The 17,372-nt window shown below is 70.8% G+C and carries 16 protein-coding genes; all 16 read right to left on the reverse strand.

Annotated elements, in window-relative coordinates; all coding sequences use genetic code 11:
- Positions 1-25: 25 nt before the first annotated feature.
- Complete coding sequence (gene poxB / locus AC0KXF_RS01370; protein ID WP_473107490.1) at positions 26-1,750, reverse strand: ubiquinone-dependent pyruvate dehydrogenase; 1,725 nt, start codon at positions 1,748-1,750, stop codon at positions 26-28.
- A 107-nt stretch (positions 1,751-1,857) separates the two neighbouring features.
- Complete coding sequence (locus AC0KXF_RS01375; protein WP_473107491.1) at positions 1,858-2,739, reverse strand: DUF1684 domain-containing protein; 882 nt, start codon at positions 2,737-2,739, stop codon at positions 1,858-1,860.
- A gap of 9 nt (positions 2,740-2,748) precedes the next feature.
- Positions 2,749-4,131: an acyl-CoA thioester hydrolase/BAAT C-terminal domain-containing protein gene (locus AC0KXF_RS01380; protein WP_473107492.1), complete on the reverse strand. Its 1,383-nt coding sequence runs from the start codon at positions 4,129-4,131 to the stop codon at positions 2,749-2,751.
- Entirely contained in the window at positions 4,128-5,174 is a 1,047-nt protein-coding gene (locus AC0KXF_RS01385) for an Ldh family oxidoreductase (RefSeq protein ID WP_473107493.1), read from the reverse strand. Before AC0KXF_RS01385 ends, AC0KXF_RS01380 begins: the two co-directional genes overlap by 4 nt.
- Before the next feature lie 10 nt (positions 5,175-5,184).
- Positions 5,185-6,027 (reverse strand): ABC transporter permease, encoded by an 843-nt coding sequence (locus AC0KXF_RS01390; protein ID WP_473107494.1) that lies wholly within the window; start codon positions 6,025-6,027, stop codon positions 5,185-5,187.
- On the reverse strand, positions 6,024-6,794 hold the full coding sequence (locus tag AC0KXF_RS01395; RefSeq protein ID WP_223044026.1) for an ABC transporter ATP-binding protein: 771 nt from the start codon (positions 6,792-6,794) through the stop codon (positions 6,024-6,026). Before AC0KXF_RS01395 ends, AC0KXF_RS01390 begins: the two co-directional genes overlap by 4 nt.
- Positions 6,791-7,843, reverse strand: coding sequence for an ABC transporter substrate-binding protein (locus AC0KXF_RS01400; protein WP_473107495.1), 1,053 nt, complete (start codon positions 7,841-7,843; stop codon positions 6,791-6,793). Before AC0KXF_RS01400 ends, AC0KXF_RS01395 begins: the two co-directional genes overlap by 4 nt.
- Positions 7,844-8,027: 184 nt before the next feature.
- Complete coding sequence (gene aroB / locus AC0KXF_RS01405; RefSeq protein ID WP_473107496.1) at positions 8,028-9,110, reverse strand: 3-dehydroquinate synthase; 1,083 nt, start codon at positions 9,108-9,110, stop codon at positions 8,028-8,030.
- Complete coding sequence (locus AC0KXF_RS01410; protein WP_473107497.1) at positions 9,107-9,598, reverse strand: shikimate kinase; 492 nt, start codon at positions 9,596-9,598, stop codon at positions 9,107-9,109. The genes aroB and AC0KXF_RS01410 overlap by 4 nt, the downstream gene beginning before the upstream one ends.
- Before the next feature lie 263 nt (positions 9,599-9,861).
- A complete protein-coding gene (aroC, locus tag AC0KXF_RS01415; protein WP_473107498.1) occupies positions 9,862-11,058 on the reverse strand; it encodes a chorismate synthase in 1,197 nt (398 codons plus the stop codon).
- Positions 11,059-11,063: 5 nt separating this feature from the next.
- Positions 11,064-12,041: a shikimate dehydrogenase family protein gene (locus AC0KXF_RS01420; RefSeq protein ID WP_473107499.1), complete on the reverse strand. Its 978-nt coding sequence runs from the start codon at positions 12,039-12,041 to the stop codon at positions 11,064-11,066.
- A 1-nt stretch (position 12,042) separates the two neighbouring features.
- A complete protein-coding gene (mltG, locus tag AC0KXF_RS01425) occupies positions 12,043-13,134 on the reverse strand; it encodes an endolytic transglycosylase MltG (RefSeq protein ID WP_473107500.1) in 1,092 nt (363 codons plus the stop codon).
- Positions 13,131-13,628, reverse strand: a complete 498-nt coding sequence (gene ruvX / locus AC0KXF_RS01430) for a Holliday junction resolvase RuvX (protein WP_473107501.1) — start codon at positions 13,626-13,628, stop codon at positions 13,131-13,133. Before ruvX ends, mltG begins: the two co-directional genes overlap by 4 nt.
- Positions 13,628-16,297, reverse strand: a complete 2,670-nt coding sequence (gene alaS, locus AC0KXF_RS01435; RefSeq protein ID WP_473107502.1) for an alanine--tRNA ligase — start codon at positions 16,295-16,297, stop codon at positions 13,628-13,630. Before alaS ends, ruvX begins: the two co-directional genes overlap by 1 nt.
- Positions 16,298-16,341: 44 nt before the next feature.
- Positions 16,342-16,566, reverse strand: a complete 225-nt coding sequence (locus AC0KXF_RS01440; protein ID WP_473107503.1) for a hypothetical protein — start codon at positions 16,564-16,566, stop codon at positions 16,342-16,344.
- Between the two features lie 174 nt (positions 16,567-16,740).
- Complete coding sequence (gene rpsD, locus AC0KXF_RS01445) at positions 16,741-17,370, reverse strand: 30S ribosomal protein S4 (protein WP_223044036.1); 630 nt, start codon at positions 17,368-17,370, stop codon at positions 16,741-16,743.
- Between the last annotated feature and the right edge of the window lie 2 nt (positions 17,371-17,372).

Below are 17,372 nucleotides of genomic sequence, written 5' to 3' on the forward strand. Positions count from 1 at the left end.
TGAAGAGCCGCGCTCGGGGGCGCGACTACAGGATCTGCCGCAGGTTCGTGCGAGCCAGGTCGAGCACCTCGTCGCCGCGGCCGGAGAGCACCGAGCGCAGCGCGTAGAGCGTGAACCCCTTCATCTGCTCGACGCTGATCGAGGGCGGCATCGAGAGCTCCTGCCGGTCGGTCATCACCTCCACGAGGGCAGGCCCGTCATGCGCGAAGGCGTCGCGCAGGGCGTCCTCGAGCCGATCAGCATCGCTCACGCGCACCGAGTGCAGGCCGATCGCGCCCGCGACCGCCGCGAGATCCGGATTCTTGAGCTCGGTGCCGTAGTTCACGAACCCGGCGGCCTTCATCTCGAGCTCGACGAAGTTCAGCGACGAGTTGTTGAAGACCACGATCTTGAGGGGCAGCGGCGCGTTCTGCTCGAGCGTCAGCAGTTCGCCCAGCAGCATCGCCAGGCCCCCGTCGCCGGCCAGCGCCACGACCTGCCGCTCGCGGTGCGAGGCCTGCACCCCGATCCCCTGCGAGACCGCGTTCGCCATCGAGCCGTGGCTGAACGATCCGATGAGGCGCCGCCGGCCGTTCATGGTGAGATAGCGCGCGGCCCACACCACCGGGGAACCCACGTCGGGAATGAACACCGCGTCATTGGCCGCGAGCTCGTCGACCAGCCGCGCGACGTACTGGGGGTGGATCGCCCTGCCCGCGGGTGTCGGCGTCGCGAGCTCGTCGAGCTTCCTCCGCGTCTTGCGGTAGTGCTCGAGGGAGTCGTCGAGGTGGCCGCGGCGCTTCTTGCGCTCGAGCAGCGGCAGGAGCGCCTCGGCGGTCTCGCGCACTCCGCCGACCAGCCCGAGATCGAGCGGTGTGCGGCGGCCGAGCTGCTCGCCGCGCACGTCGACCTGGATCTTCGCGGCGCGTGCCGGGTAGAACTGCTGGTACGGGAAGTCGGTGCCGAGCATGAGGATCGCGTCGGCCGCCTCCATGGCCCGGTATCCCGAGGCGAAACCGAGCAGGCCGGTCATGCCGACGTCGAAGGGGTTGTCGTACTCGATGTGCTCCTTGCCGCGCAGGGCGTGCACGACGGGGGCCGCGAGGGCGTCGGCCAGCGCGATCACCTCGTCGTGCGCACCGGCGACGCCCGCGCCGGCGAGGATCGTGACCTTCTTCGCACGGTTCAGCAGCTCGGCAGCCCGCTCCAGCTGCTCGGCCTCCGGCAGCACCCGCGGACGCGCGGTGGTGATCCTCGCGACCTCCTCGGTCGGCACGTCCGAGAGCGCGACGTCACCGGGGATCACGAGCACGGCGACCCCCTGACGCTCGACCGCGGTCTGCATCGCGATCCGCAGCAGCCTCGGCATCTGCGCGGGGCTCGAGACGTGCTCGGCGTAGACAGAGCACTCCCGGAAGAGCTCCTGCGGGTGCGTCTCCTGGAAGTAGTTCGATCCGATCTCGGCGCTGGGGATGTGCGCCGCGATGGCGAGCACCGGCACCCGCGACCGCTGAGCCTCGTAGAGACCGTTGATGAGGTGGAGGTTGCCCGGCCCGCAGCTGCCCGCGCACACCGCGAGCCGCCCGGTGGTCCCGGCCTCGCCCGCCGCGGCGAAGGCCGCGCCCTCCTCGTGCCGGGCGTGCACCCACTCGATGTCGGAGGTGCGCAGCGCGTCGGTGAACCCGTTGAGCGAGTCACCGGGAATACCGTAGACGCGCTCCACCCCGTTCGCCTCGAGAGTGTCGACGATGTTCTGCGCAACCGTGGTCATGGGATCCCCCCTTCGCCGTGGCGGCGGAGTCTCCGCCGCCACACCCATCCTCACGGCGAGCCGCGACGGGGCGCAAGGGGGTTGCGGAGCGACGCGAGCGGGACCGCTCAGCCGGCGGGCGCCTCGTAGGTGAGCACTCGGGCGACGTCGTGCTCGGGCTTCTTCTCGCCGGCGAGCACCTCGAAGTCGAGGTGGTTCTGTCGCGGCGGCAGCGGGCAGGTCACGAAGTTCGTGACGGCGCACGGCAGCGCGACGGCGTAGTTGAAGTCGATCCAGTCGATTCGCCCCTCGCCGTCCTCGGAGAACTGGAGCTCGATGACGCGGCCGGCGCCGTAGCTGATCGGTCCGCTCGTGAGATCGCGGATGTGGGCGACGGGCTGCACGCGATCCCCCGCGTCCTTGCCGATGAGCGCGAGTTCGTACTCCCGTCCCCCGTGCTCGAAGCGCAGCGCACCGATGCGACTGGTGGTCTCGCGCACGCCGCGCTCGACCGTCTCCTGCTCGACATCGTCGCGCTCGGTCGGCGTGAAGACGGCGGGGATGCGCCACTCGGGATCGTAGTCGAACGCGGTGAGGCCGATCTGGTCGGCGCGAACGGAGACGCGTGGATCGCGCACGCGCACCCCGAAGATGCGATCGCCGGCGTCATTGGTGCGCGGCACCGTCTCGACCTCGCACTCGCCGAAGTAGACCGGCACGCTCGCGCCGTGGCCGTAGGTCTGGTTGCGGCCGGTGACGATCTCCACGGGCCCGGTGGGGTACTCTCCGTCGACCGAGAGGGTCGGCCCCTCGGCGGGAGGGGTGAAGATGACGCGACCGCCTTCCACGCTCCAGGTACCGGGAAGCAGCTCGAGCTCGACCCCGGAGGCGCCCTCGTGCAGCCAGTACTGCGCGACGAGAGCCGTCCAGCCGTAGGGGCGCGTGAGATCCGAGACGTGCTTGTGGCGCCACTCCCGCCACTGGCCTGCGAGGTGCTCGGTTACCGGCATCGGTGCTCCTTACTGTTCATGGGTTGAAGTCCGTCCTCCGGCCGCGCGGTGCACGAACTCGCAGACGCGCGCGAAGGAGTCGGCGCTGGCCTCGGCATTGCCGCGGGCCGTGCCGCCGTTCGAGTAGTGCACCCCCGAGACGGGGTGCACCCGCTCGATCTCGGTGCTCGGCAGGTGCGGGATCGTGATCCCGTGGCCCGCGTCGACGTAGTCGAGGTGCAGGCGCTCGGCCGCGTGGCCGTGGCGCTCGAGCCCGTCGAACACGATACGCGAGGCCATGCTCGAGGGCCAGGCCCGGTCGTCGAGTCCCGAGACGCACGCGACCGGTCCGGCGAACCGCTCGATCGGGATCCGCGATGCACGAGCCAGCTCACGGTCGCGCAGGCCGTCCACGTAGACGTCGGAGTGCCGGGTGGGCGCGGGGTCGTCGTTCCAGGGTTGCCAGTCGACCTCGGCGTTGTCGTGCCAGAGGTGCTCGAGCGCGGCTCCGCCGCGGGTCCAGGTCGGGCCGCTCCACCCCTCGGCGGGGTCGGCGGCGCCCTGGGCGCCGAAGACGAACGCCGCGGGCACGAATGCGACGACGCCGAGGATGCGGTCGGGGAAGGTCGCGGCGAGCAGCAGGGTGAGCTCGCCGCCGCGGGACTGCCCGCTCACGAGCGGCGCGCCGCCGAGCGGATCGAGTTCGGCGCGCGCGTAGTCGAGCGCGCGCTCGAAGTACTCGAGCGGCGTCCGCGAGATGTAGCGAGGCAGGCCCGGCGCCTTGAAGTAGCCGAGCGCGAAGGCCTGGATGCCGTTCGCGGCGTAGAGCGCCGCCCGGGACTCGTTGATGCCGCCGCCCGAGCCGTTCATGACGATGATGGTCGGAAACGGGCCCGGCCCGGCCGGCCGGAACAGGGTGCCCACGAGTCCGTTCGTCCGCACCTCGCTGCGCTCCACGCCCTCGGCGAGCAGCCGCTGCTCGATCGTCGTCTCCGCCGATGCCGGCGCGGCGCCTCGCGAGAACACGCCCTCGGCGGGCACGTCGAGCAGACCGGTGCCGGGCTCTGCGCACGCGACGACGCGGGTCAGGATCGGCTCGCCGACATCCGCCGGCTCGATCGCGCCCCCGTTCGCGGTCTCCCGTCGCTGCGCCCAGAACAGCCCCATCGAGTCGGCGACGCGGTAGTCGCCCGAGACGGGCGCCGACCGGTCGAGATCGACGCGCCCCTCCCGGTCGACGAGGAAGGTCGCCTGCGACGCCCAGAGCTCCGCTCCGCGCTGCGTCTCGGCCCGCACTGTCACGAGCGAACCGGGCACGGCCGATTCGATCACGATGCGGCGGCGTTCGGAGAGCAGCCCCGCTCGCGGTGTCGCCTCGATCCGCAGCCCCGTGCCCGGCAGCGCGTCGTTCATGCTTCCTCCTCGTGCCGCGTCGGAGACGGCGCCGTCGCGCACAGGCTCATCAGAGTGCTGTAGCAGCCCCGCTCCACCGAGATCGCGGGCTCCGACTCCGTCGAGGAGAGCGCGTCGAAACGGCCGGGCACGTGGCCGCCGGCCGCGCGCCAGTCCGAGGCGATCTCGGCGACGGTCTCCGCGATCCGCCCGCCACCCGCCCGCATCGGGTCGAGCGCGAGAACCACGGCCCCGCGGCCCGCCGCGGCATCGCCTCTCGGCGTCCGCCCGCCCACCGCGGCCCCGGCGAGCACCTCGACCAGCAGCCCGGCCAGCGATCCGAGTCTGCCCTCCGGCAGCAGCGCCGCCGCCGCCGCGGGTTCGGTCGTGGGCGAGCCCGCCGCGTCGATCGCCGTGCCCGCGGGCAGCGCCTCCCCGGTCTCGCGCCTGAGCCGCAGCTCGGCGAGGGTGAGCCGCGAGGTCGCGAAGTCGGCCACCAGCGGCGGTGCGCCGTCTCGCGGCGCCCCGAATGCGAGCGGATTCGTGCCGATCGCCGGTTCCCGGCCTCCCCAGGGTGCGACCATCGCGGGCGCCTGGGCCGAGACGAGCGCGACATTGCCCTGCTCGGCGAGCGCACGCGCCGCGAGACCCAGCACGCCGAGCGCCCCGACGCCGCTGATGCCGACGAGGCCGATGCCGTGCGCGGCTGCGCCGGCAGCGGCGATCCTCGCCGCCGCGGCGAGAGCGAGCGGCCCCGGGACGCCCGCCGCGTCGAGGGATGTGACCGCTGCGCCGGGCTCCACGCCGGACGCGCTTCGCTCGGCGGCTTCTTCCAGGCCCGGTTCGAGCCCGCCGCCGGAATCGACCCTCGTCAGATCTCGAAGCAGCATGTCCAGGCCGAATCCGGCGAGCCCCAGCCGTTCGGCCTGCATGAGCCACCGCGCCGCACGATCCGCGTCCTCCGCCGCGATTCCGCGCGCCGCACCCGCCGCTGCGTAGGGGGCGAGCACCGCCGCGATCTGCTGCCGCAGACGATCGGCGGGCACCTCGACCATCGCGTTCATCGGCGCTCGCTCAATACTTCACCCACGGCACCACGCGGCGCTCGATGAAGCCCTCGAGCGCCGTCGCACCATAGCCGAGCACCGAGATCGTCACGATCCCCACGTACATCTTCGAGACGGCGAACGTCGACCACGAGCTCCAGATGAGATAGCCGAGACCGCTCTGAGACCCGACGAACTCCGATGCCGCGATGATCACGAACGCACCGCCCGTGGCGAGCTTCATACCCGTGAAGATCGACGGCAGAGCGTACGGGAACGATACGGTGAACCAGCGCTGCAGTCGCGTGGCGCCGTTGGCCCGCGCGACGTCCTCGAACAGCGCCGGAGTCTGCATCACACCGCTCATCGTGTTGAAGAACAGGTAGAAGAACACGCCGATGGCGACGATCACGTACTTGCTGTTCTCGCCGAGACCGAAGATGAGCAGCAGCAGCGGGAAGATCGCGACCTTCGGAATCGGCAGCAGGCTCGCGAAGATCGGCTCGAGCAGCTGTCGCAGCGGTCTGATCGTGCCGAGCAGCACGCCGAGCAGCACCCCGGGGATCGCCCCCATGAGGAAGCCGATGAGGATGCGCGAGAGGGTCATCGCGGTGTGCTCGAGCAGCACGCCGTCCATGAGCATCTTCACGAACGTCTCGACGATCGAGCTCGGGGGCGGGAAGAAGCGAGCGTCGAGCACTCCCGCCCGGCTCAGCACCTCCCACACGAGGATGAGCAGCAGCGGCGTGTAGGGGCCGATGCGCCGCACCCACGGCGAGCCCTTCTCGGCCTGCACCGCAGTGGCGAGCCGCTCCTCGATCTCCGCGCGCGATCCGCCACCCGTCTGCACGCTCTCCGTCTGCGCGGTCACGCCGCCTCCTCCCCCGCCGAGTCCTGCTCGAGCAGGTTCCAGAGCTGATAGGTGATCTCGCCGTAGCGGGGATCGCGCCGCAGCTCGATGATGTCGCGCGGCCGCTCGAACGGGATCTCGATCTCGGCGACGATCCGACCGGGCCGGTGCGACATGACCACGACGCGATCCGCGAGCGTGAGCGCCTCGTCGACGCTGTGCGTGATGAACATGACCGACTTCGACGTCTGCTCCCAGATGCGCAGCAGCTCCTGCTGCAGAGCGACGCGGGTCTGCTCGTCGAGCGCGCCGAACGGCTCGTCCATGAGCAGGGCGTCGCCGTCATCGGCGAGGGCGCGCGCCACCGAGGTGCGCTGACGCATGCCGCCCGAGATCTGCGCGGGATAGTAGCTGCCGAAATCGGAGAGCCCCACCAGGTCGAGCAGCTCGCGCACGCGCTCGCGCCGCTGGGCGCGAGGGACGCCCCGCAGCTTCAGCGGGTAGCCGACGTTCTCGGCGACCGTGAGCCAGGGGAAGATCCCGTGCTCCTGGAACACGACGGAAGGCCGGCTCTGCGTCTCGATCTCGCCGAGACTCGGCTTCTCGAGCCCCGCGGCGACCCGCAGCAGCGTGCTCTTGCCGCAGCCCGACGGGCCGAGTACGCAGACGAACTCCTTCTGACCGATCTCAAGCGAGACGTCCTCGACCGCGACGAGCACGTCCCCCTTCGACTCGGCGTCCGGGAACGCCTTCCAGAGGTTGCGGATGGAGATGCCGGGCGCCGTCACTGGGTATCTGCCTGCTCCGACGCCTGCGCGACCGCATCCTGCAGGATGTCTTCGCGGAAGACCTCCTCGATGCCCGAGGGGCCGTCGAACTCGAGGGTGCCGCGCTCGCGGAAGAACTGCTCCTGGCGGGCGACGTCCTCCCAGTCGATGGCGCCGTCGGGGTCCTGCAGCGTCAGACCGATGGAGGTGAGCGTCTCGACGGGCAGCTCGGTGTACTCGGCGATGATCTCCTGGTCGCCCGCGTCCTGCCAGCCGCCGGCCTCCAGTTCCTGCACCGCGCGGAGGTACGCCGCGGTGAACGCCGTCACGGCCTCGGGGTACTTCTCGACGTACTCGCTGTTGAACACCAGGGCGCCCAGCTCGACGCCGGCCTGGTAATCCACGCTCAGCAGCTCGTGCCCGATGTTCTCGGTTGTGATGGCCGACGAGATCGGTTCGATGGTCCAGCTCGCGTCGACGGAGCCGTTCGCCATGGCGGGCGGGATGTCGCCCGGGCTCAGGTTTACGAGCTCGACGTCGTCGAGGCTGAGGCCGACCGAGTCGAGCGCGAGGTGCACCGAGTAGATGCCGAAGCCGCCGTCGCCCGGAATGCCGATCTTCTTGCCCTTGAGCTGCTTCGCGTCGGTGACGCCCGACTCCTCCGAGGCCATGAGCGGCGCCGGGTTCTTGCCCTCGTCGGGCACCTTCGACACGCTCGCGATGACCGAGAGCGAGGCCCCTGCCTTGGTCGCGTTGAACAGGCCCGCGCCCCAGGTCGCACCGCCCGCGGTGATGCTGCCGGTGCTCACCTGCTGATAGGTCTCGCCGGAGCTGCCGCTCTTCGAGATCAGCTCGACGTCGAGCCCCGCGTCCTCGAAGTAGCCCTTCTCCTCAGCGATGAAGAAGGGGGCGTAATCGGCGTAGGGCGAGTAGAGGAAGGTGATCTTCGGCGCGTCAGCCGGATCGCCGGAGCCGGCCGCCTCGGAGTCTCCGCCCGATGCGCATCCCGCGAGCAGGGTTGCGGCGGCGAGGAGGGCGATGCCTCCCGAGAGTCGGCGTCGAAGGCTCATGGGAAACTCCTGTGTCAGGTGGGTATCGCGCAACGGTCGTTCCGCGTGGCCCGTCAAATCTATCGGTCGTGAGCGTGTCTCGCCCGCGACGCGTCATATTCGGAAACACCGCAGCGGGTTCGCTGCGGAAGATGTATCAGCGACGGCGGGGCGAATCCTCGACCGTCGCCGTCACCGCCGCCTGTCAGGAGGCGATCTCCTGATAGGCGAACTGCAGCATCGATTCGTCGACCCCGGCGAGCACGCGCGGCTTGGCGACGTCGTCGAGCACGATGAAGCGCAGCATCCCGGCTCGCGCCTTCTTGTCGCGCTGCATCGCGACGAGCAGACCGGGCCAGCGGCCGGCGGGGTACGAGAGCGGCAGCGACAGGGAGCTCAGGATCCTGCGATGCCGTTCGACCACCGCGTCGGAGAGCCCGCCCGCCATCCGCCCCAGCTCGGCGGCGTACATCATGCCGATCGAGATCGCGACGCCGTGCCGCCACTGGTAGCGCTCGGCATGCTCGATCGCGTGCCCGAGCGTGTGTCCGTAGTTGAGGATCTCGCGCAGGCCCCCCTCGCGGAAATCCTCGGAGACCACGCGCGCCTTCACCCCGATCGCGAGCTCGACCGCGCGTTGGAACTCGGGGGTCGAGGGATCCGTCGCCCGCTCCACGTCTTGCTCGAGGATGTCGAGGATCTCGGGCTCGGCGATGAAGCCGCACTTGGCGACCTCGGCGAAGCCGGCGAGGATCTCGTTCTTCGGCAGCGTAGCGAGCAGATCGAGATCGCAGACGACCGCGGCGGGCGCGTAGAAGCATCCGACCAGGTTCTTGCCCTCGGCGGTATTGATGCCGGTCTTGCCACCGACCGAGGCGTCGACCATGCCGAGCACCGTGGTCGGGATCTGCACGAGCCGCACACCGCGCAGCCAGGTCGCGGCGACGAAGCCGGCGAGGTCGGTGACGGCACCGCCGCCCAGCCCGATCACCGCGTCGGTGCGGGTGAAATCGGCCTGGCCCATGATCTGCCAGCAGAACGCAGCCACCTCGACCCGCTTCGCGGCCTCGGCATCGGGCACCTCGGCGAGCAGCACCTGCCCGTAGCGCTGCTGCAGCGAAGTGCGCAGCTCGTCGGCGAGCCTGCCGACGGTGGCCGTGTGCACGATGAGCACCTTCGCCACGCGGTCGCCGAGCGCGTCGGGCACCCGGTCGAGCACGCCTCGACCGACGGAGACGGTGTACGCGTTCTCTCCGGTGACCTCGATGAGGGTCGGGGTGTCGCTCATGCGTTGTCGCTCCTCTTCCTGAAACTCCGAGCCCACTGCGCCACGCGGCGCGCGAGCTGCTCCTTGGTGGCCCGATCGGTGCGGTAGGTCACGTCCGCGACCTCCTCGTAGAGCGGCCGGCGCTCCTCGAGAATCCGCCCCCACGCCTCGGGGTCGTCGCGCAGCAGGGGCCTGCGCGCCAGGTTCGCCGTGCGCAGCACGGCCTCCTGGGTGGTCATGAGCAGCACCACGGGATGCTTCGCGAGCAGCCGCCGGGTGCTGTCGGAGAGCACGGCTCCCCCGCCGAGCGCGACGATGCGGCCACCCTCGACCGCGAGCTCGGCAGCGATCACCTCCGCCTCGAGGCGTCTGAACTCGGGCTCGCCGTGCCGTTCGAAGAACTCCGCGATCGGTCCGTGCTGCCGTACGAACACCGCATCGGTATCGATGAACGGGACCCCGAGTTCGCGCGCCACCCGCTTGCCGAGGCTCGTCTTCCCGGCGGCCATCGGGCCGACGAACACGACCGCCCGGTCCGGCAGCTTGGCGCCGGACCGCCGACGCCGCCGCCGGCGCGACCGGCCGCGAGAACCCGCGCCCGCGGGAGCTCCCGCGGATGAGCCGGTGTCGGTACGCCCCGCTGAGCCCCGGGGAGACCCGGCGCCCGCTCCGACCCCGATGGCGTCCTTCGGGGGCGACGGCTTCGCCGGGGGCGCGGGCTTGGGCTTCGCCGCGGGCGGTCCGGCCTCGCGACCCGCTCGCCGCTTCCTGTTCACGACTCGATGACGGTCGCCAGCCGCGCGGGGATCGCCGCGAGATACGCCTCGAGGTTGCGCCGCGTCTCGGGCAGGCTGTCGCCGCCGAACTTCTCGGTCACGGCATCGGCGAGCACGAGCGCGACCATGGCCTCGGCCACGACGCCCGAGGCCGGCACCGCGGTGACGTCGCTGCGCTGGTGGTGCGCCTTCGCCTCCTCACCGGTCGCGATGTCGACGGTGGGCAGCGCGCGGGGCACGGTGGCGATCGGTTTCATGCCTGCGCGAACCCGCAGCACCTGGCCCGTCGTCATGCCGCCCTCGATGCCACCGGCGCGATCAGTCTCGCGGGCGATGCCTCCGTCGGCGAGGTGCAACTCGTCGTGCGCGGCCGATCCTCTGCGACGCGTGGTCTCGAAGCCGTCGCCGACCTCGACCGCCTTGATCGCCTGGATGCCCATGAGCGCCCCGGCGATGCGGGAATCGAGGCGGCGGTCCCAGTGCACGTACGATCCGAGCCCGGGCGGCAGGCCGTAGGCGAGCACCTCGACGATGCCGCCGAGGGTGTCGCCGGTCTTCTTGGTGTCGTCGACCTCCTCGACCATGCGGGCGCTCGTCGCCGCATCGAAGCAGCGCAGCGGATCCGCGTCGAGCGCCGTCACGTCGTCGGGGCGCGGCAGCGGCGCGCCCTCGGGCACCTCGACCTCGCCCATCGAGATCGTGTGGCTCACGAGCCGGATCCCGAGCTCCGCGAGGAACGAACGCGCGACCGCCCCGAGCGCGACGCGCGCCGCGGTCTCACGGGCGCTCGCCCGTTCGAGCACGGGCCTCGCCTCGTCGAAGCCGTACTTCTGCATGCCCGCGAGGTCGGCGTGACCGGGCCTGGGCCGCGTCAGCGGGGCGCCGCGGCCGCGCGACTTCTCGGTGAGCTCGACGGCCTCGGCGCTCATGACCTCCGTCCACTTCGGCCACTCGGTGTTGCCGATGCGGATCGCGACCGGTCCGCCGATCGAGACACCGTGCACGACGCCGCCCGACAGGTGCAGCTCGTCCTGCTCGAACTTCATGCGCGAGCCGCGGCCGTAACCGAGCTTGCGACGAGCGAGGTCTTCGCGGATCCCGTCGAGCGACACGGGCACGCCGGCGGGCAGCCCCTCGAGGACGGCGATGAGTTCAGGGCCGTGAGATTCTCCGGCAGTCAGCCAACGCAGCATACCTGCTATCTTCCCACACCCGAGGAGCCGGCCGCGTCTCGCATGACCTCGAGCAGGCGCTCCTCGTCCGGCAGCGGCACAGCGGGATCGCCGGCCACGAAGATCCTGATCTGCAGCAGGGCCTGCTCCACGAGCATCCCCTCGCCGGAGTGCGCGGCTCCCCCGGCGGCGAGCCAGCGCTCGGCCAGCGGCGAGGGCCAGGGATCGTAGGCGACGTCGAAGAGCGGCGTCCGCAGCAGCGCCTCCGGCAGTTCGACGTCGCTGATCGCACCGCCCGGGAGGGTCGAGATCACCAGCGTGGGCGCGCCCTCGGCGGGGTTGAACGGGTTCGGCGCACTCCAGCCGGCGGGCAGATGCACCGCCTGGCTCAGCGGCGTGCCCGACATATGCAGGGCGATGTCGGCCCCCGGCTCCCGGGAGTCGCCGAAGCGCGCCACCAGGTCCGCGATCCTCTCGACGTTGCGGGCGACCACCTCGACGTGCAAGGCCCCGAGGAGACGGGCCGCGAGCACCGCCGACACGGCCGTGGCGCCCGAGCCGATCACGACCGTGTGCGCGGCGTCGAGCCCGGCGCGGCGGATCGCGGCGGCCAGCCCCCCGACGTCGGTGTTGAATCCCGCCCACGCGGTGCGCCCGCCGGGCGCGGGCGCACCGAGGTGCAGCAGGGTGTTGACCACGCCGCTCTCCTCCGCGACGGGATCGCGCACGAGTGCGAGCCGGTGCGCCTCCTCCTTGAGCGGCATGGTGAGCGACAGCCCCCGCCACTCGGGTCCGAGCCCTTCGAGGTAGGCCGCAAGGCCGTCTGCCCGCAGCTCCTCGCGTCCGTAGCGCCAGTCGACCCCGAGCTCCGCGTAGGCCGCGGCGTGGATCGCCGGCGACTTCGAGTGGGCGATCGGAGAGCCGAGCACCGCCAGCGTCGCCGAGGGCAGCGCGGTGATCGGGGCGCGCACGCTCTCGCCGCCGCGCGCGTCGGGGCCCGTCACCTCAGCACCCGCTGTCCGGCGTCGCGGCGCACCAGTCCCGGTACTCCTGGATCGCGGCCTCGTGCTCGGTCTCGTTGGTCGTGAACGTCAGCGCGCCGTCGCCGCCGGGCGCGTTCACGAAGTACAGCCAATCGGAGTCGGCCGGGTGCAGTGCGGCATCGATCGCCGCACGCCCCGGGTTCGAGATCGGCCCGATCGGCAGGCCCTTGTGCACATACGTGTTCCAGGGGTTGTCGTCGCTGAGCGCCTCGTCGCTCGACCAGAAGCTGCCGTGCTCGCCCGAACCGTACTGGGCGGTCGAGTCCATGCCGAGCGCCATGTCGACCTCGAGTCGCTTGTGGATGACCTGGGAGATCTTCGAGAAGTCCTCGTCCCGGCCCTCCCGCTGCACGATGGAGGCGATGGTCAGCACGCGCTCGCGATCCGCCTCGGCCACCCCGAACTCGTCGAGCACCTGCACCTGGTGGCTGACCAGCAGCGCGATGATGTCCTCGGCGGTCATCTCCGGCGAGAACTCGTAGGTCGCCGGGAACAGCCAGCCCTCGAGCGAGGGCACGCCCTCGGGGAGCCCGTATGCGGCTGGATCTTCGGCGGCCGCGACGAACTCCTCATAGGGGATGCCCGATCCCTCCGACAGCAGCTCGAGGGTGCCCTCGATCGTGAGCCCCTCCGGGATCGTGGCGCTCAGCTGCTGCCGGTTCTCGGGATCCTGCAGGGCCTCGAGCGCGGCCTGGGAGCTCATGCGCTCCCGCACCGTGTAGATGCCCGGCAAGAACTCGACCTGCGGCTCCTGCGCGAGCAGCAGTTCGTAGAACGCGTCGGAGGTCTTCACCACCCCGGCCTTCTCGAGCGAGGCGGCGATGTCCTCGCCGATCTCGCCCTCCCGAATGGTGACCGTGGTCTCCTCGCCCTGGTCGCTGTCATCGTAGTCGTTCGTGGACCACCCCATCGCCAGCGAGATCTGCTCGCCGTACTGCGTCCACAGGTAGCCGCCCGCTGCGGCGAGGCCGCCCAGCAGCACCAGGGCGACCAGCAGCGAGATCAGGACCCGCCGGCCGGTGCGTCGGGAGTCGTCGCGGGTGCGAGCGTTCATGTTCGAGTCTCCTCCTCGGGGGGCTCTGGGGTCGTGACCGGCTGGCCCGGCGCTTCGCCGCGCGCGCGCTCGATGTCGAGCGCGTGCTGCAGAATGACCACGGCGGCGGCCTGGTCGATGATCGATCGGCTCTGCTTCGTCTTCTTGCCGGCCTGACGCAGATGGCCCTGCGCCGACACTGTCGAGAGGCGCTCGTCGACCAGGCGCACGGGCACTCCGGTCGGCACGAGGCGCGCGGCCAGGCGCTCGGCGAAGCGCGCCGCGTCGTCGGTGGAAAGGGTGCGCTCCCCCCGCATGTTGAGCGGCAGCCCGACAATCGCCTCGAGTGCCTCGAACTCGGCCGCGATCTCGACGATGCGCGCCAGGTCGGCGTCACCGCGGAGGTCGCGCGGCACCGTTTCGACGGGGGTCGCCAGCATGCCGTGGGGGTCGCTGCGCGAGACGCCGATACGGGCCTTGCCCACGTCGATACCGAGACGTACTCCGCTGCGCATCAGCCTGCCAGGTGTCGCCGGATCTCGGCGAGCGCGTCATCGATCTTCGCCGGATCGGTGCCGCCGCCCTGGGCGAGATCCGGCTTACCGCCACCGCCGCCGCCGAGCACCTTCGCGCCGAGCTTGGCGAGATCCCCCGCGCGCACCCCCCGGTCCCTCGCCGCCGCGGTCGTAGCGGCGATCACGACGGGCTTGCTCGCCCCGTCACCGGCCGGCACCGCGCCAGCCAGCGCCACGACGCCGGCGTCGGAGCCGAGACGGTCGCGCAGCTGCAGCACCAACGACCGCACGTCGTCGGCCGAGCCGACCGCGCCGAGCGAGCCGAGCACGGTGCGCACGCCGCCGACCTCAGCGGCACTCGCGAGCAGTTCGGGAACGCGCTGGCCGAGCTTCTCGGCCTCGAGTGCCGCGACCTTCTTCTCGGCCGCGCGCAGCTGAGCGCCGAGATCCTGCACCTTGGTCACCAGCTCGGCGCGCGGCACCTTCAGGCCGTTCGTGAGCTGCTGCACGATCGCGCGCTCGGCGGCGAAGTTGCGGAACGCCTCGATGCCGACGAGCGACTCGACACGCCGGTTGGTGGAACCAACCGAGCTCTCGGACACCAGGCTGATCATGCCGACCTCGGAGGAGCTGGAGACGTGGGTGCCCGCGCACAGCTCGCGCGACCAGGGGCCTCCGATGTCGACGACGCGCACACGGTCGCCGTACTTCTCGCCGAAGAGCGCCATGGCGCCCATGGCCTTCGCCTCGTCGAGCGGCATCTCGCGCGCGACCACGTCGTAGTCGCTGCGGATCGCGAGGTTCGAGATCTCCTCGATCTCGCTCTTCGTCGCAGCGGAGAGCGCCTCGCTGTGCGTGAAGTCGAGGCGCAGATACCCGGCCTTGTTGTAGGAGCCGGCCTGGTGCGCGTTCGAGCCGAGCACCTCGCGCAGTGCGGCGTGGACGATGTGGGTGCCCGAGTGCGCCTGCGTCGCCCCGCGCCTGTAGTCGGCGTCGACGCGGGTCTCGGCGCGCGCATCGAGACCGACGACGCCGACCGTCACCTTCACCGTGTGCACGATGAGGCCCGGCACGGGCTTCTGCACGTCGAGCACCTCGGCCTCGAAGCCGTCGCCGACGATGACGCCCTGATCGGAGTCCTGTCCCCCCGACTCAGCCCACAGCGAGGTCTCCGCGAGCACGATCTCGGCGATCTGCCCCTCGCGGGCCTCGGGTGCAGGGGCGCCGTCGACCACGATGCCGAGCACCCGGCTCTCGTGGTTCAGCTCGTCGTAGCCGACGAAGGCGGTCTCGCCCAGCCCGCGCAGCTCCTTGTAGACCGAGAGGTCGGCGCGCTGCCCCTTCTTCGCCTTGGCGTCGGCCTTGGCGCGCTCGCGCTGCTCCTCCATGAGCGAGGCGAAGACCTCGCGGTTCACGGCGACGCCCGCCTCCTCCGCGATCTCCAGGGTCAGCTCGATGGGGAAGCCGTGCGTATCGTGCAGCAGGAAGGCGGTGTCGCCCGGTACCTCGACGCCGGCGCTCTTCGCGTCGGCGACGGCGGTGTCGAGGATCTGGATCCCCGACGCGAGTGTGCGCAGAAACGTCTTCTCCTCGGCGTAGGCCGCACGAGAGATGAAGTCGAAGTCGCGCTCGACGGAGGGATAGGCGGCCTTCATGGCGTCGCGCGACACCGGGAACAGTTCCGCGAAGCTCGGACCGTCGAAGCCGAGCAGACGCATCGACAGGATCACCCGGCGGAGCAGGCGTCGCAGGATGTAGCCGCGGCCCTCGTTCGACGGTGTGACGCCGTCGGCGATGAGCATCAGCCCGCTGCGCACGTGATCCGCGATGACGCGCAGGCGCACGTCGTCGTCGTGATTCGCGCCGTAGGTCTTACCCGCCAGTTCGGCCGCGCGGTCGAGCACGGGTCGCACCTGGTCGATCTCGTACATGTTCTGCACGCCCTGCTTGATGAAGGCGACGCGCTCGAGCCCCATGCCCGTGTCGATGTTCTGCTTCGGCAGATCGCCGACGATGGTGAAGTCGGTCTTCGACTTCACGTCGGTGATCTGATACTGCATGAACACCAGGTTCCAGATCTCGACGTAGCGGTCGTCGTCCGTCGCGGGGCCGCCGTCGACGCCGTACTCCGGCCCCAGATCGTAGAAGATCTCGGAGCACGGGCCGGCCGGGCCCGGCTGCCCGGTCGACCAGTAGTTCGTGTCCTTGCCGAGTCGCTGGATGCGCTCGTCGGGCAGCGTGGAGTGCTGCTTCCACAGCGCGATCGCCTCGTCGTCCTCCTCGTAGACGGTGACCCACAGGTCCTTCGGGTCGAAACCGAGACCGCCGTCCTCCTCGCTCGTGGTGAGCAGCTCCCACGCGAAGCGGATCGCACCCTCTTTGAAGTAGTCGCCGAAGGAGAAGTTGCCGCACATCTGGAAGAAGGTACCGTGGCGCGGGGTCTTGCCGACCTCCTCGATATCGTTCGTGCGAATGCACTTCTGCACGCTCGTCGCGCGCGCGTACGGCGCGGGGACGAGGCCGGAGAGATAGGGCACGAACGGCACCATGCCGGCGACCGTGAACATCAGGCTGGGGTCGTCGCTCACGAGCGAGGCCGAGGGCACGACCGTGTGCCCCCTCTTCTCGAAGAAGTCGAGCCAGCGGCGGTGGATTTCGGCGGTCTGCATCCGGTCGGGGTCCTTCTGGGGTGGGGCGGTGATGGTGTGCGGGATCAGCGCTGCTCGCGCAGCTTGCGCAGTGCGTCTTCGACGTCGTCGAGCGCCTCGTCGGCCTCGGCCTCGGCCATGCGGTACCCGGCGACGAAGGCGCTCCCCAGCTCATCGAGGCCGCGATTGACGCGAGCGAAGAATCGCCGGCCCTCGGGCGTCTGGTTGACGAAGTGGGCGCCGATGAATCCCAGCACCACTCCGGTCATCAGCCACAGCAGTTTGCGCATGTTCCCATTCCTCCTAGCGGCGTTCCGCGCGGCCTGGCGACCGCGCGCGAGAAGCATCTCCCAAGCTTAGCGGTAGCCGCCGACAGCGTTCCGTGCGCCAGACGAAACGCCGAGGGGGCGCCGGATCCCGATCTCTCGGATCCCGACGCCCCCTCGGCGTGCGGTGCTCGGGGCTCAGCGACCCGAGTAGTACTCGACCACGAGCTGCACCTCGCAGGTCACGGGGACCTCGGCGCGCTTCGGGCGACGCACCAGGCGGGCCTGGAGCTTATCGAGCTCGACCTCGAGGTAACCCGGGACGGCGGGCAGCACCTCTGCGTGGCCACCGGCAGCAGCGACCTGGAAGGGCTCGAGGCCCTCCGAGCGCTCCTTGACGTGGATGAGCTGACCCGGCTTCACGCGGAAAGAGGGGCGGTCGACGATCTTGCCGTCGACGAGGATGTGGCGGTGCACGACGAGCTGGCGAGCCTGCGCGGTGGTGCGGGCGAAGCCGGCGCGCAGCACGAGCGCGTCGAGGCGCATCTCGAGCAGCTCGACCAGGTTCTCACCGGTCAGGCCGTCCTGACGACGAGCCTCCTTGAAGGCGATGGTCAGCTGCTTCTCGCGGATGCCGTACTGGGCGCGGAGACGCTGCTTCTCGCGCAGGCGGACGGCGTAGTCGCTGTCGCTCTTGCGCTTGGTGCGGCCGTGCTGGCCGGGGCCGTAGGGGCGCTTCTCGAGGTAGCGGGCCGCCTTCGGGGTGAGGGCGATGCCCAGCGCGCGCGAGCGGCGGGTCTGTGAACGGGTACGCGACGTAGTCGACACGT

It is taken from the genome of Leucobacter holotrichiae (genome assembly GCF_055791005.1).